The sequence below is a fragment of the Klebsiella sp. D-Nf1 genome (genome assembly GCF_002810515.1).
GTDB lineage: Bacteria > Pseudomonadota > Gammaproteobacteria > Enterobacterales > Enterobacteriaceae > Klebsiella > Klebsiella variicola.
Genome location: NZ_PIOK01000002.1, coordinates 614,357 through 627,947, shown reverse-complemented (window position 1 = coordinate 627,947; position 13,591 = coordinate 614,357). Strand labels below are relative to the sequence as shown.

The following is a 13,591-nucleotide window of genomic DNA, read 5'->3' as shown; positions in this document are numbered from 1 at the left end:
CGCCCTGATGCAGCTTGAATGATTTTGTGTATAAGGAATAATCGCCCTGGACGCTGTCTGTACTGTCACAACCAGCGGCCCGACGGAATAAAGTGGGAATAAGATAAGTTTTCTTTACGGCGAAGTAAAATCCCCGATGGGTCAATCTGCAAAATTTCGCCAGATTTCCTGGATATCTTCCATCAGGTAGCCGCGGTAGAGCAGGAATCGCTGAACTTTCACTTTTTCAGTAAAGGCGGAAGGTAACGGTTCGCCGTATTTACGCTGCGCCTGCTCCCTGGCAAGGCTCACCCAGTCGATATCGCATTCGCGCATCGCCTGTTCAACGGCCTGCCGCGCAATCCCTTTCTGGCTGAGCTCCTGGCGAATACGCGCCGGGCCATAGCCTTTGCGGCTCCGGCTGGCGATGAACTGGCCGACAAAACGATTATCGTCGAGATAGCGGTTTTCAATACACCAGGCAACCACCTGCTCCAGCTCTTCGGGGGTGACGTCCAGCGCCTCGGGGCCATTTTTGCTCATTACCGGAGCAGCCAGTTTGCGCCGCAGCTCCTGTTCGCTGTGGTCGCGCATGGCCAGAATGCGGATAGCGCGGTCCAGCAGGCGAGCGTAGCCGGAGCGGCGTGATGAAGGTTCAGTCACAGGCACCTCAATAATCTAAGAAAAGCAAAAGGGCCGCATAAGCAGCCCTTTATCACTCTGTTAGACGATATCAGAAATCTTGTTCCGTTTCTTCTGCGCCGTTGCCGTCAACGGCGAAGTCCGGCGTAGAGTCCTGGTTGTTGAGCAGCAGTTCGCGAACTTTCTTCTCAATTTCTTTCGCCGCCGCCGGGTTCTCTTTCAGCCAGGTGATCGCGTTCGCTTTACCCTGACCAATTTTGTCGCCGTTGTAGCTGTACCAGGCGCCCGCTTTCTCAATCAGCTTCTCTTTCACGCCAAGGTCAACCAGCTCGCCGAAGAAGTTGATGCCTTCACCGTAGAGGATCTGGAATTCAGCCTGTTTGAACGGCGCGGCGATTTTGTTTTTCACCACTTTCACGCGGGTTTCGCTGCCGACAACGTTGTCGCCCTCTTTCACCGCGCCGATGCGACGGATATCCAGACGCACGGAGGCGTAGAACTTCAGCGCGTTACCGCCGGTGGTGGTTTCCGGGTTACCGAACATTACGCCGATTTTCATACGGATCTGGTTAATGAAGATCAGCAGCGTGTTGGACTGCTTCAGGTTACCCGCCAGCTTACGCATCGCCTGGCTCATCATACGCGCCGCGAGACCCATGTGAGAATCGCCGATTTCGCCTTCGATTTCCGCTTTCGGCGTCAGCGCCGCCACGGAGTCGACGACGATAACGTCAACCGCGCCGGAGCGCGCCAGCGCGTCACAGATTTCCAGCGCCTGCTCACCGGTGTCCGGCTGAGAACACAGCAGGTTGTCGATATCCACGCCCAGTTTGCGCGCATAGACCGGGTCCAGTGCGTGTTCGGCATCGATGAACGCACAGGTTTTACCTTCACGCTGCGCTGCGGCGATAACCTGCAGCGTCAGGGTGGTTTTACCGGAAGATTCCGGCCCGTAGATCTCGACGATACGGCCCATTGGCAGACCGCCGGCGCCAAGCGCAATATCCAGAGAAAGCGAGCCGGTGGAGATGGTTTCTACGTCCATAGAACGGTCTTCACCCAGGCGCATGATGGAGCCTTTACCGAATTGCTTTTCGATCTGGCCCAGTGCAGCCGCCAACGCTTTCTGTTTGTTTTCGTCGATCGCCATTGTTACTCCTAATCATGCAGGGTGAAGCGTGTTCGCTTCGCCGTTAATATTTGTTCAGTTGAAGCAATTATACTGTATGGTCATACAGTATCAAGTGTTTTGTAGAAATTGTTGCCAGAGCAGATTTAGCGCATAGGCCGTCGCCTGACGACGCACCGCTTCGCGGTCTCCGGCAAAGCATTCCCGCCGCGTCACGCCTTGCCCGCTCACGCTGGCGACACCAAACCACACTGTGCCGACCGGCTTTTCGTCGCTGCCGCCATCCGGCCCGGCGACGCCGCTAACGGAGATGGCATAGTCCGCGCGCGCCGCGCGCAGTGCGCCGATCGCCATCTCGACCACCACCGGTTCGCTCACTGCGCCGTTGTCCCGCAGCGTCGCTTCGCTGACGCCGATCATTTGCGATTTGGCTTCGTTGCTGTAGGTCACAAAGCCGCGTTCAAACCACGCTGAGCTACCGGCAATATCGGTGAGCGCTTTCGCTATCCAGCCGCCGGTGCAGGATTCCGCCGTGGTCACCGTCGCACCACGCGCCTTCAGCGCCCGGCCCACCTTCTCGCTTAGCTGCATTAATTCTGAATCGGTCATTATCGCCCCGCTTTGGTCTGGATAAAGAGGCCATCAAAGATAGCACTTTCCACAGAGATATGGGGACGAGGTGTGGAATTTACGAGGGGACATCCAAAATGAGTCATCCCGGCGACGCCGGGATGATAAATCGCACGATTACTTCATGCTGGCGGCGATCAGCGCCACGTTATGACGCATCATTTTCACATAGCTATCCGCGACGCCACCCGGTGCGGAGAGCGCCTCCGGATAGAGTTCGCCCCCCGGCTGAGCGCCCGTCGCGTTGGCGATTTGCTTCACCAGCCGCGGGTCAAGCTGGTTCTCCATAAACCAGGTATGGACGCCATCCGCTTTGATTTGCTTAATCAGCGCCGCCACCTGCGCCGCGCTGGCCTCGCTCTCTGAAGAGAGTCCCTGCGGCGCGAGGAAGGTCACGTGATAAGCCCGGCCAAAATAGCCGAAGGCGTCATGGCTGGTCAGGACCTTGCGCTTTGCCAGCGGAATGGCGCTGAACTGCGCTTTCGCCCAGCCGTCGATGTTCGTCAACTGGTCGATATAGCGCTTGCCGCTGCTGGTCAACGCTGCTTTATCTTCCGGGTCGGCTTTCACCAGACCATCGAGGATATTCTGCGCATACAACGCGCCGTTCGCCGCGCTGTTCCAGGCGTGGGGATCGGTCACCGTTTTACCATCCTCATCAAGGGTATGGGTCTTGACGCCTTTCGACGCCACCACCAGCTCGCCCTTGAAACCGGAGGCCTTAATCAGGCGATCCAGCCACCCTTCCAGCCCCAGGCCGTTGACCACCACCACGTCGGCCTTGCTGAGCAGCGCACTATCCTTCGGCGAAGGTTCGAAGGTATGTGGATCGCCGTCCGGGCCGACCAGCGTATCCACATGGACATGCTCGCCGCCGACCTGCTGCACCATATCACCCAGCACCGAAAAACTGCTTACCACGTTCAGCGTTTTTGCCATCGCCCCCTGCGCCATCAGCCCCAATGCCAGCGCCACAACCATTGCACTACGTTTCATCATTTCCTTACCCCATCAATTTGCGCCAGCCGACCAGCAGCCGGCTATGCGTGCCAAAAAACAGCGAAATAAAAAACAGCGCGCTGGCGGTCAGCACGATGGCGGGCCCGGCGGGAAGACCGACCGCCCAGGAGAGACTTAATCCCAGCCAGGCGCAGAGTGCGCCGGAGAGCGCCGCCAGCAGCAGAATGCCCGGCAGCGTTCGCGCCCAGCAGCGTGCGGCAACCGCCGGAAGCATCATCACCCCTACCGCCATCAGCGTGCCGAGCACCTGAAACCCCGCCACCAGGTTAAGCACCAGCAGCGCCAGAAACAGTCCATGCAGCAGCGCGGGCAGTCGGGGGTTATTCACCTGCAGCCAGGCGCTGTCGAACGCCTCGCTGACCAGACCGCGGTAGCACAGCGCAATGCACAGCAGCGTCAGGCTGGCGACGCCGCTGACAAACAGCGCCGCATCACGATCGACCGCCAGAATAGAGCCAAACAACAGATGCAGGAGGTCGACGCTGGAGCCGCGTAGCGACACCAGGGTGACGCCCAGGGCCAGCGATCCCAGATAAAATCCGGCAAAGCTGGCGTCCTCTTTTAACGGTGTCCGCCGGCTCACCCACCCGGCCACCAGCGCCACCACGATGCCGGCGATGAAGCCGCCCAGGGTCATGGCCAGCAGCGACATGCCACTCAGCAGATACCCCACCGCCACCCCGGGGAGAATGGCGTGCGACAGCGCATCGCCCATCAGGCTCATGCGCCGCAGCAGCAGGAAGACGCCCAACATGGTGGTGCTCAGCGACAGCGCCAGACACACCACGAGGGCCCGGCGCATAAAACCAAATTCAATAAAGGGCTGAAAGAAGGTGTGCCAGATCATGCCGACCTCGCATGACTGAAAGCCGGAAGTACCGCCCGGGTGACGCCCCAGCAGGCGCGTTGGGCGGTCAGCAGCAGCGTCTCGGGGAAAAAGTCGGCCACCCGCTGGTTATCATGCAGCACCGCCAGGATGGTCTGCCCCTGCTGATGCATCTCGAGGATCAATTCCATCAGTTCGCGGCAGGTCGCTTCGTCGATGCCGGTGAAAGGCTCGTCGAGCATCACCAGCGGCGCCTGCTGCACCATCACCCGGGCAAACAGCATGCGCTGAAACTGGCCGCCGGAGAGCGCCTCAATCGGCGATTTCGCCAGACCCGCCAGCCCGACCCGCTCCAGCACCGCGCTGATACGTCGCCGGGTATCGCCGCCCAGACCGCGTAGCAGCGACACGCCGGGCCATGCGCCCTGACTCACCACATCCTGCACGTTGAGAGGAAACTGCGACTCGAGGGCATGGCGCTGCGCCAGCCAGCCAATCACCGGCCGTTTGCCCTGCCAGCGCAGGCGGCCACTGACTGGCGGAAGAAACCCGGCGAGCGTTTTTAGCAAGGTTGATTTTCCGCAGCCATTGAGGCCAACGATTGCCGTCAGGCTGCCGGGGCATATCATCCCGCTCAGCGGAGGGGTGATCGCCACCCCGTCATAGCCAGCGACCAGCTGCTCCAGCTCAATCATGGCAGCGCCACCGCCCACCAGGTCGCTAACCATAGCGCCACCAGCAGCACGCCTGCGATGGTCGCGCGCGTCGCGCCGGAGGCCATAAAAACTGATGTGAACATATTTCACCTCTTTTGATGTTATAACATAACAATACAGAAGCGAAAAAAGAATGTAAATCAGTGTCAGTGGGCAGAAATGTAACAAAGGTCAACAACAGGCATGCGGGCGGGAAAAAACAGGAGGTTAAGCGCGGCCTCCCCGGCGTCATCCCCCGGTCGCGCTGTGCTTACCGGGGCTACCAATCGGATACCAGACCGTAGCCCGGATAAGGCGCTACGCGCCGCTATCCGGGGAGGCTCGAAATCTGTCAGTAACGTAGCCGCAGTGTTGCCGATGGGCGACAAGCTGTCATTGAACTCTCCCCCGGTCGCGCTGCGCCTACCGGGGTTACCAACCGGATACCAGACCGTAGCCCGGATAAGGCGCTACGCGCCGCTATCCGGGGAGGTTCGAAATCTGTCAGTAACGTAGCCGCAGTGTTGCCGATGGGCGACAAGCTGTCATTGAACTCTCCCCCGGTCGCGCTACGCTTACCGGGGCTACCAACCGGATACCAGACCGTAGCCCGGATAAGGCGCTACGCGCCGCTATCCGGGGAGGCTCGAAATCTGTCAGTCGGATGGATCAGTACCCGCCACGGGCCTGCGAAACCGCCAGGCCCAGCTGCCAGACGGCCATCGCGTAGTGCGTGCTGTGGTTGTAGCGGGTGATGGTGTAGAAGTTCGGCAGCCCGTACCAGTACTCATAGCCGGTGCCGACATCCAGCCGCAGCAGACTGGCCTGCTGATGGTTACCCAGCGGTTGGGTTGGGGTAAGCCCCGCCGCCGCCAGCTGCGAAATGCTGTATTTGGTTTTGAAACCATTCTCCAGCCCCGGCGCCTGGCCCAGCGCCTGCACCGCCACCAGATCGCCGCTCACCCAGCCATGCTGTTTGAAGTAGTTGGCCACGCTGCCGATGGCATCCACCGGGTCCCACAGGTTGATATGGCCGTCACCGTTAAAATCGACCGCATACTGCTTATAGGACGACGGCATAAACTGGCCGTAGCCCATCGCCCCGGCGAAAGAGCCTTTCAGATCCAGCGGGTCGTCGCTTTCGCTGCGCGCCATTAACAGGAAGGTTTCCAGCTCCGATGAGAAGTATTCGGCGCGGCGTGGGTAGCTAAACGACAAGGTCGCCAGCGCATCAAGGATACGGGTTTTGCCCATCACCCGGCCCCAGCGAGTCTCCACGCCGATAATGCCGACGATGATTTCCGGCGGCACGCCATAAACCTGATAAGCGCGGTTCAGCGCATCCTGATACTGGTTCCAGAACACTACGCCGTTCTGCACATTATCCGGGGTAATAAACTGTTTCTTGTAGCGCAGCCAGGCGCCGGTCGGCCCGGTCGGCGGCAGGCCGGTCGGCGCCTGACGATCCATCAGCCGCAGGACGTAATCCAGGCGCTTAGCCTGCGACAGGATCTCCTGCAGCTGCTGTCTGTCGAAGCCGTGCTTCGCCACCATCTTATCAATGAACTGTGCCGCCGCCGGGTTGTTGGCGAAGTCGCCGCCCATCTGCATCACGTTATGCTGCGGTTCCAGCAAAAAGCCGCCGGTTCCACTCGCCATCTCCGTTTCCGCGGGGGTCTTGGGTTTGCTGCTGCAGGCAGCGAGGAGCACACAAAGGGGAAGTAAAGCCAGATAGCGACGCTTCAACATGGGAATTCCATTTAACAAATTCAGCAAGGGATAATTATGGTAAAGCATGCGACGACCAACAAGAAAGCGGCAATCCGTTTGTAGACAAAATAGTCCTTCACCGCCCCCTTCCCGGCATGCTGTCATGCGCCTGATCGTTTCATCCTTTTACCTCCAAACTTTCAAAATAAAATATTTATCTTTCATTTTGCGATCTATTTAACACTTTAAAACCTTTCAAAGTGATTAAAATCAGCCTGCAGTTAGCAAGAAAAATAACACGCTGAAGGAGAGAACAATGATTGACGTCGTTACCCACGGCGCGGAGTGGTTTATCGGCCTGTTTCAGAAAGGCGGCGAGGTATTTACCGGCATGGTGACCGGGATCCTCCCCTTACTGATCAGCCTGCTGGTGATCATGAACGCGCTGATCAACTTTATCGGCCAGCAGCGGATCGAAAAACTGGCGCAGCGCTGCGCCGGAAATCCGATCTCCCGCTATCTGCTGTTGCCCTGCATCGGCACCTTCGTTTTTTGTAACCCAATGACCTTAAGTCTCGGCCGCTTTATGCCAGAGAAGTACAAGCCCAGCTATTACGCGGCGGCGTCCTATAGCTGCCACTCGATGAACGGTCTCTTTCCACATATCAACCCCGGCGAGCTGTTTGTTTATCTCGGCATCGCCAACGGCCTCACCACGCTTGGCCTGCCGCTTGGTCCCCTGGCGGTGAGCTATCTGCTGGTTGGGCTGGTGACCAACTTCTTCCGCGGCTGGGTCACCGACCTGACCACCTCTATTTTCGAGAGAAAAATGGCGATTCAGCTTGCCCGGAAAGTGCATCTGTCAGGAGCGACATCATGACCCGTATTCGTATTGAGAAAGGCACCGGCGGCTGGGGCGGCCCGCTTGAGCTCGACGTCGTCGAGGGCAAAAAGATCGTCTATATCACCGCCGGCACCCGCCCGGCGATCGTTGACCGCATCGCCAGCCTGACCGGCTGGCAGGCGGTGGACGGTTTTAAAGAGGGGGAACCGGCGGAGAGCGACATCGGCATCGCCATTATTGACTGCGGCGGTACCCTGCGCTGCGGGCTCTATCCCAAGCGCCGTATCCCTACGGTGAATATCCATGCCACCGGCAAATCGGGGCCGCTGGCGCAGTATATCGTCGAGGATATTTACGTCTCCGGGGTGAAAGAAGAGAACATCAAATTGTTGGAAGATAGCGGCGAGACGGCAGCGCAACCACTCCCTGCCGCGGGTCGCGATTATGACGCCAGCAAAAAGATCACTGAACAGAGCGACGGCCTGCTGGCAAAGGTCGGCATGGGGATGGGATCGGTGGTGGCGGTGCTGTTCCAGGCCGGACGCGACACCATCGACACGGTGCTGAAAACCATTCTGCCGTTTATGGCCTTCGTCTCGGCGCTGATCGGCATCATCATGGCCTCCGGCATCGGCGACTGGATTGCCCACGGCCTGGCGCCGCTTGCCAGCCATCCGCTGGGGCTGGTGACCCTGGCGCTGATCTGCTCCTTCCCGCTGCTGTCGCCGTTTCTCGGCCCCGGCGCCGTTATCGCCCAGGTCATCGGCGTGCTGATCGGCGTCCAGATCGGCCTTGGCAACATTCCACCGCACCTCGCCCTGCCCGCGCTGTTTGCCATTAACGCCCAGGCCGCCTGCGATTTTATCCCGGTAGGCCTGTCGCTGGCCGAAGCCCGTCAGGATACCGTGCGCGTCGGCGTGCCGTCGGTGCTGGTCAGCCGCTTCCTCACCGGCGCGCCAACGGTGCTGATCGCGTGGTTCGTTTCCGGATTTATTTACCAGTAAGAGGTTCCTGAAGATGACCGTCATTTACCACACCACCATTACCCGCATCGGCGCCTGCGCGACGATGGCGCTGGAAGAGCAGATGCTGATCACCTTCCGCGAGGGCGCCCCGGCGGATATCGAAGAGTATTGCTTTATTCACAACCACGGCGAGCTTGCCGGCCCCCTGGTACCGGGCGCAGAGCTGCAGCTCGGTGACAGACGTTATCCGGTGACCGCCGTCGGCGAGGTCGCCGAACAAAACCTGCGCGAGCTGGGTCACATCACCCTGCGCTTCGACGGCCATCGTGAAGCGGAGTTTCCCGGAACCGTTCACGTCGCCGGCCCGGTGCCGGATGCTATCGCGACCGGCTGCGTACTGAAATTTGTTGCTTAGAAGGAGAGAAAGATGAATCAGGTTGCTGTTGTCATTGGTGGCGGACAAACCTTAGGAGAGTTTCTGTGCCGCGGTCTGGCCGCCGAGGGCTACCGCGTGGCGGTGGTCGATATTCAAAGTGAAAAAGCCAGCCGCGTCGCCCAGGAGATCAACGCTGAATATGGCGAAGGCACGGCATACGGCTTCGGCGCCGACGCCACCAGCGAAGCCAGCGTCACTGCCCTGGCTCACGGGGTGGATGAGATTTTCACGCGCGTCGATCTGCTGGTGTACAGCGCCGGGATTGCCAAAGCAGCGTTTATTAGCGACTTCGCGCTGGGGGATTTCGACCGCTCGCTGCAGGTGAACCTGGTGGGCTATTTCCTCTGCGCCCGCGAGTTCTCACGACTGATGATCCGCGATGGCATTAAGGGACGGATCATTCAGATCAACTCGAAGTCCGGCAAAGTCGGCAGTAAGCACAACTCCGGCTACAGCGCGGCGAAGTTCGGCGGCGTCGGGCTGACCCAGTCGCTGGCGCTGGATCTGGCGGAGTACGGTATTACCGTCCATTCGCTGATGCTCGGCAATCTGTTGAAATCGCCGATGTTCCAGTCGCTGCTGCCGCAGTATGCCACCAAGCTCGGTATCGATGAGAGCGAAGTCGAGCAGTACTACATCGATAAGGTGCCGTTGAAACGCGGCTGCGATTACCAGGATGTGCTGAACGTGTTGATGTTTTACGCCAGCCCGCAGGCGTCGTACTGCACGGGTCAGTCAATTAACGTCACCGGCGGCCAGGTGATGTTTTAAAAGGTTCCCGGATGGCGCTGCGCTTATCCGGGCTACAAAACCGGCGCACCACGCCGATCCGTAGCCCGGGTAAGGCGCTCGCGCCGCGACCCGGGTTCTTCCCGGCCCCATAAAGGAGACACCTATGGTTACCGCATTAATCACCGTCGCCGCTATCGCCTGGCTGACTCAGCTGGCTTTCGGCGGCTGGCAAATTCGCCGCTTCAATCGCGCCTTTGATAGCCTTTGCCAGCAGGGCCGCGTTGGCGTCGGCCGTTCCGCCGGGCGCTTTAAACCACGTGCGATTGTCGCTATCGCCGTCGATGAAAACGATCGTATTTGCGACACGCTATTGATGAAGGGACTCACCGTCTTCGCCAGTCCGCAAAAAATCCCCACGCTTACCGGTAAACATCTCAAGGAATTGCAGCCTGATGTGATCTTTCCCAATGATCCGCTCTGTCAGAATGCACTATCATTAGCGCTTAATCCGAAACATGCATAATTTCGTTGTGAAAGTTAATATCTTGCGAAATTATCATTTCGAAACTTAAACGCAGGATACAACGCCTATGAAACCACGTCAGCGCCAGGCAGCCATTCTCGAGCACCTGCAATCGCAGGGCAAATGCTCGGTCGAAGAGCTGGCGCAACACTTCGACACCACCGGCACCACTATTCGCAAGGATCTGGTGATTCTGGAGAATGCCGGGACCGTCATCCGCACCTACGGCGGCGTAGTGTTGAATAAAGACGAGGCCGACCCGCCTATCGACCACAAGACGCTGATCAACACCCACAAGAAAGCGCAGATTGCCGAGGCCGCCGTGCGCTACATCCACGATGGCGATTCAATTATCCTCGACGCCGGCAGCACCGTGCTGCAGATGGTGCCGCTGCTGAGCCGCTTCAATAACATCACGGTGATGACCAACAGCCTGCATATCGTCAACGCCCTTTCTGAGTTCGATAACGAGCAGACCATCCTGATGCCGGGTGGCACCTTCCGTAAAAAATCGGCTTCATTCCACGGCCAGCTGGCGGAAAACGCTTTCGAACAATTCAGCTTCGACAAACTGTTTATGGGCACCGATGGCATTGATCTGGTGGCAGGCGTTACCACCTTTAACGAGGTGTATACCGTCAGTAAGGCGATGTGCAACGCCGCCCGCGAAGTGATCCTGATGGCCGACTCATCAAAGTTTGGCCGTAAAAGTCCCAATATCGTCTGCGGCCTTGAACGCGTGGATAAGTTGATTACCGATGCCGATATTGACCCTGAATTCCAGCGGGCGCTGGAAGCCAAAGGTATTGAAGTCATTATTACTGGAGAACATCATGAGTAACTTTTTGTTAGAGGCCGGACGCCAGACCCTGATGCTTGAGCTGCAGGAGGCGAGCCGCCTGCCGGAACGCCTGGGCGACGACTTCATCCGCGCGGCGGAAACCATTATCCACTGCGAGGGCAAACTGATTGTCTCCGGTATCGGTAAATCCGGCCACATCGGTAAAAAGCTGGCGGCAACCTTCGCCAGCACCGGCACCCCGGCCTTTTTCGTCCATCCGGCGGAAGCCCTGCACGGCGATCTCGGCATGCTCGATAGCCGCGACGTGATGCTGTTTATCTCCTACTCCGGTAGCGCGAAAGAGCTGGATCTCATCGTGCCGCGGCTGGAAGAGAAATCCATTCCGCTGCTGGCGATGACCGGCAAATCCACCTCGCCGCTGGCGCTGGCGGCGAAAGCGGTGCTGGATATCGCCGTGGAGCGTGAAGCCTGTCCGATGCACCTGGCGCCGACCTCCAGCACCGTTAACACGCTGATGCTGGGCGACGCGCTGGCGATGGCGGTGATGCAGGCGCGCGGTTTCAATGAAGAAGATTTCGCCCGTTCCCACCCGGCGGGCGCCCTCGGCGCGCGTCTGCTGAACAAGGTGCATCACCTGATGCGCCGCGACGAAGAAGTGCCGCGGGTCAACGCCGAGGCCAACGTCATGGACGCCATGCTCGAACTCAGCCGAACCGGGCTCGGCCTGGTGGCGGTCTGCGATGAGGCCAGCCGCGTGCAGGGCGTTTTCACCGACGGCGACCTGCGCCGCTGGCTGGTTGCTGGCGGTACGCTCGACGATGGCGTCACTCAGGCGATGACCCGCAACGGCGTGACGCTGCAGGCGGAAAGCCGCGCGGTGGAAGCCAAAGAGCGGCTGATGAAACACAAAATCAGCGCCGCGCCGGTGGTGGATGAAAACGGCCAACTGGTCGGCGCCATCAACCTGCAGAATTTTTACCAGGCAGGGATCCTTTAAGTCCCAGACGTTTCGCCAGCCGATGCAGGTTGGCGACGTCCAGTTCCAGCGCACGGGCGGTCGCCGCCCAGTTGCGCTGGTTCGCCTCCAGCGCGCGGCTAATCGCTTCCCGCTGAAAAGATTCGGTCGCCTCGCGCAGATTGACGTTTCCCGTCGCGGGTGCCGCTGCCGCCGTCTCAGTCGGCAACATCGGCGCCGCCACCGCAAACTGGAAATGCTGCGGCTCCAGCACCACTTCATCGCCGGCCTGGGTGGCCCGCGCCAGCACCACCGCCCGGTGAATAGCATGCTCCAGTTCGCGCACGTTGCCCGGCCAGGACCATTGCTGCAGCCTGCCGCGCGCCGCTTCGCTGAGTATCACCCGCGCCAGCCCCATTCGCAGGCGGCACTGCTCGCAGAAATAGCCCGCCAGCAGCACCACATCGCTGTCCCGCTCGCGTAGCGCCGGTACCGACAGCGGAAAGACGCTCAGCCGATGGTACAGGTCGGCGCGAAAGCGCCCTTCCACCACCTCCTGGCGCAGATCGCGGTTCGTCGCCGCCAGCACCCGCACATCGACTCGCAGACTGCGGTCATCGCCGACGCGCTGAATATCGCCATACTGCAGCACGCGCAGCAGTTTGGCCTGCAACGCCAGCGACAGTTCGCCGATTTCGTCAAGGAACAGGGTGCCGTTATCCGCCATCTCAAATTTACCGCTACGGTTGCTGATAGCCCCGGTAAACGCCCCTTTCACATGACCGAACAGCTCGCTCTCCGCCACGCTTTCCGGCAGCGCCGCGCAGTTGAGATAGACCAGCGGGTTGGCCGCCCGCGGAGAGCCCTGATGCACCGCCTTCGCCACCAGCTCTTTACCGGTGCCGGTTTCGCCGCTAATCAGCACGTTTAAATCCGAGGCGGCGACGATATCGATCTCTTTTTTCAGCTGCAGCATGGGCGCTGACAGGCCGATAATTTCCTGGCGCTCGGGTTGCGCATAATTGACCGGCTGCGCCGGCAACACGTTTTGCGCCTCAAGGCGGGCGATGAGCAGCGCGTTATTCAAGGCGCCGGCCACCAGGGCGGCAATCAGCCGCAGCTCTTCATCGCTGAAGCTGTCAAAACGATCGGCATCCATCCCATCAAGGGTCAGCGCGCCAATCAGCGTCTGCCCGGCAAACAGCGGCAGGCCAACGCAGGCGTGAACCTTCAGACTCTCATGACCGGGGATCAGCCCGTCGTAGGGGTCAGGCAGATCGCTATCCGCCGGGAAGCGCACCACATCCCCGGCACGCGCAATCGCCTCCAGCCGCGGGTGCCCTTCCAGGGCAAAGCGCCGACCAAGCACATCCTGCGCCAGGCCATCGATCGCCAGCGGCACAAACTGATGCGCCTCATAGCGCAGCAGCGCCGAGGCATCGCAGCCGAGGATCTGCCGCAGGGTAGTAATCAGACGCGAAAAACGGTCGGTATGACCAATATCGCTTTGTAAATCAATGGCGATTCTCGCCAGCTCGTCGACGGAAAAACTCATTGCCGCTCCATTGTCATTTTGACAACACCCATTGTCATATCGACTATTTTAGTCATTGTCATTTTGACAGCAACAAAAATCATAAAAAATTAAAAATAGATAATTATCAATGAATTAAAAAGTTGGCATGTAACTTGATATAAGCCAG

Annotated in this window: 15 protein-coding genes; 7 read left to right on the top strand and 8 right to left on the bottom strand. The window is 59.3% G+C overall.

Translation table 11 applies throughout. The features are described from left to right. Nucleotides 1-141: 141 nt before the first annotated feature. The 7 genes from recX to mltB form a co-directional block, all read right to left on the bottom strand. Nucleotides 142-642 carry a recombination regulator RecX gene (gene recX, locus CWM54_RS13025; protein ID WP_061153574.1) on the bottom strand — a complete coding sequence of 167 codons (501 nt, stop codon included), beginning with the start codon at nt 640-642 and terminating at the stop codon, nt 142-144. Nucleotides 643-712: 70 nt separating this feature from the next. Then, nucleotides 713-1,771 (bottom strand): recombinase RecA, encoded by a 1,059-nt coding sequence (gene recA / locus CWM54_RS13020; RefSeq protein WP_061153573.1) that lies wholly within the window; start codon nt 1,769-1,771, stop codon nt 713-715. Nucleotides 1,772-1,861: 90 nt separating this feature from the next. Then, nucleotides 1,862-2,359: a nicotinamide-nucleotide amidase gene (pncC, locus tag CWM54_RS13015; RefSeq protein WP_061153572.1), complete on the bottom strand. Its 498-nt coding sequence runs from the start codon at nt 2,357-2,359 to the stop codon at nt 1,862-1,864. 138 nt (nt 2,360-2,497) lie between these two features. Then, nucleotides 2,498-3,376 (bottom strand): metal ABC transporter substrate-binding protein, encoded by an 879-nt coding sequence (locus CWM54_RS13010; protein ID WP_100680833.1) that lies wholly within the window; start codon nt 3,374-3,376, stop codon nt 2,498-2,500. A gap of 7 nt (nt 3,377-3,383) precedes the next feature. Next, a complete protein-coding gene (locus tag CWM54_RS13005; protein WP_100631381.1) occupies nt 3,384-4,247 on the bottom strand; it encodes a metal ABC transporter permease in 864 nt (287 codons plus the stop codon). Continuing rightward, nucleotides 4,244-4,954 (bottom strand): metal ABC transporter ATP-binding protein, encoded by a 711-nt coding sequence (locus CWM54_RS13000; protein ID WP_162677017.1) that lies wholly within the window; start codon nt 4,952-4,954, stop codon nt 4,244-4,246. The genes CWM54_RS13005 and CWM54_RS13000 overlap by 4 nt, the downstream gene beginning before the upstream one ends. 636 nt (nt 4,955-5,590) lie before the next feature. Further along, on the bottom strand, nt 5,591-6,670 hold the full coding sequence (mltB, locus tag CWM54_RS12985) for a lytic murein transglycosylase B (RefSeq protein WP_074387779.1): 1,080 nt from the start codon (nt 6,668-6,670) through the stop codon (nt 5,591-5,593). Between the two features lie 277 nt (nt 6,671-6,947). On the opposite strand from mltB, the gene CWM54_RS12980 reads away from it, so the two are divergent. From CWM54_RS12980 to gutQ, 7 genes are all read left to right on the top strand, one after another. Further along, on the top strand, nt 6,948-7,511 hold the full coding sequence (locus CWM54_RS12980; RefSeq protein WP_061153569.1) for a PTS glucitol/sorbitol transporter subunit IIC: 564 nt from the start codon (nt 6,948-6,950) through the stop codon (nt 7,509-7,511). Continuing rightward, a complete protein-coding gene (locus tag CWM54_RS12975) occupies nt 7,508-8,479 on the top strand; it encodes a PTS glucitol/sorbitol transporter subunit IIB (protein WP_100697385.1) in 972 nt (323 codons plus the stop codon). Before CWM54_RS12980 ends, CWM54_RS12975 begins: the two co-directional genes overlap by 4 nt. A 13-nt stretch (nt 8,480-8,492) precedes the next feature. Then, nucleotides 8,493-8,855 (top strand): PTS glucitol/sorbitol transporter subunit IIA, encoded by a 363-nt coding sequence (gene srlB / locus CWM54_RS12970; protein ID WP_061153567.1) that lies wholly within the window; start codon nt 8,493-8,495, stop codon nt 8,853-8,855. A gap of 12 nt (nt 8,856-8,867) precedes the next feature. After that, entirely contained in the window at nt 8,868-9,647 is a 780-nt protein-coding gene (gene srlD, locus CWM54_RS12965) for a sorbitol-6-phosphate dehydrogenase (RefSeq protein WP_008806161.1), read from the top strand. 124 nt (nt 9,648-9,771) lie between these two features. Then, on the top strand, nt 9,772-10,131 hold the full coding sequence (gene gutM, locus CWM54_RS12960; protein WP_061153566.1) for a transcriptional regulator GutM: 360 nt from the start codon (nt 9,772-9,774) through the stop codon (nt 10,129-10,131). A gap of 67 nt (nt 10,132-10,198) precedes the next feature. Then, nucleotides 10,199-10,972 carry a glucitol operon DNA-binding transcriptional repressor SrlR gene (srlR, locus tag CWM54_RS12955; protein ID WP_008806163.1) on the top strand — a complete coding sequence of 258 codons (774 nt, stop codon included), beginning with the start codon at nt 10,199-10,201 and terminating at the stop codon, nt 10,970-10,972. Continuing rightward, entirely contained in the window at nt 10,965-11,930 is a 966-nt protein-coding gene (gutQ, locus tag CWM54_RS12950; RefSeq protein ID WP_061153565.1) for an arabinose-5-phosphate isomerase GutQ, read from the top strand. The genes srlR and gutQ overlap by 8 nt, the downstream gene beginning before the upstream one ends. Here gutQ and norR read toward each other — a convergent pair. Continuing rightward, the gene (gene norR, locus CWM54_RS12945; RefSeq protein WP_100697383.1) at nt 11,893-13,443 is read right to left on the bottom strand and encodes a nitric oxide reductase transcriptional regulator NorR; all 1,551 of its coding nucleotides are present in this window, start codon (nt 13,441-13,443) and stop codon (nt 11,893-11,895) included. The genes gutQ and norR overlap by 38 nt on opposite strands. Nucleotides 13,444-13,591 lie beyond the last annotated feature (148 nt).

What these genes read in the sequence shown, in the direction of transcription:
- recA (WP_061153573.1), bottom strand. Translation starts at nt 1,771, where the DNA reads ATGGCGATCGACGAAAACAAACAGAAAGCGTTGGCGGCTGCACTGGGC.
- pncC (WP_061153572.1), bottom strand. Translation starts at nt 2,359, where the DNA reads ATGACCGATTCAGAATTAATGCAGCTAAGCGAGAAGGTGGGCCGGGCG.
- CWM54_RS13010 (WP_100680833.1), bottom strand. Translation starts at nt 3,376, where the DNA reads ATGAAACGTAGTGCAATGGTTGTGGCGCTGGCATTGGGGCTGATGGCG.
- CWM54_RS13005 (WP_100631381.1), bottom strand. Translation starts at nt 4,247, where the DNA reads ATGATCTGGCACACCTTCTTTCAGCCCTTTATTGAATTTGGTTTTATG.
- CWM54_RS13000 (WP_162677017.1), bottom strand. Translation starts at nt 4,954, where the DNA reads ATGGTTAGCGACCTGGTGGGCGGTGGCGCTGCCATGATTGAGCTGGAG.
- mltB (WP_074387779.1), bottom strand. Translation starts at nt 6,670, where the DNA reads ATGTTGAAGCGTCGCTATCTGGCTTTACTTCCCCTTTGTGTGCTCCTC.
- CWM54_RS12980 (WP_061153569.1), top strand. Translation starts at nt 6,948, where the DNA reads ATGATTGACGTCGTTACCCACGGCGCGGAGTGGTTTATCGGCCTGTTT.
- CWM54_RS12975 (WP_100697385.1), top strand. Translation starts at nt 7,508, where the DNA reads ATGACCCGTATTCGTATTGAGAAAGGCACCGGCGGCTGGGGCGGCCCG.
- srlB (WP_061153567.1), top strand. Translation starts at nt 8,493, where the DNA reads ATGACCGTCATTTACCACACCACCATTACCCGCATCGGCGCCTGCGCG.
- srlD (WP_008806161.1), top strand. Translation starts at nt 8,868, where the DNA reads ATGAATCAGGTTGCTGTTGTCATTGGTGGCGGACAAACCTTAGGAGAG.
- gutM (WP_061153566.1), top strand. Translation starts at nt 9,772, where the DNA reads ATGGTTACCGCATTAATCACCGTCGCCGCTATCGCCTGGCTGACTCAG.
- srlR (WP_008806163.1), top strand. Translation starts at nt 10,199, where the DNA reads ATGAAACCACGTCAGCGCCAGGCAGCCATTCTCGAGCACCTGCAATCG.
- gutQ (WP_061153565.1), top strand. Translation starts at nt 10,965, where the DNA reads ATGAGTAACTTTTTGTTAGAGGCCGGACGCCAGACCCTGATGCTTGAG.
- norR (WP_100697383.1), bottom strand. Translation starts at nt 13,443, where the DNA reads ATGAGTTTTTCCGTCGACGAGCTGGCGAGAATCGCCATTGATTTACAA.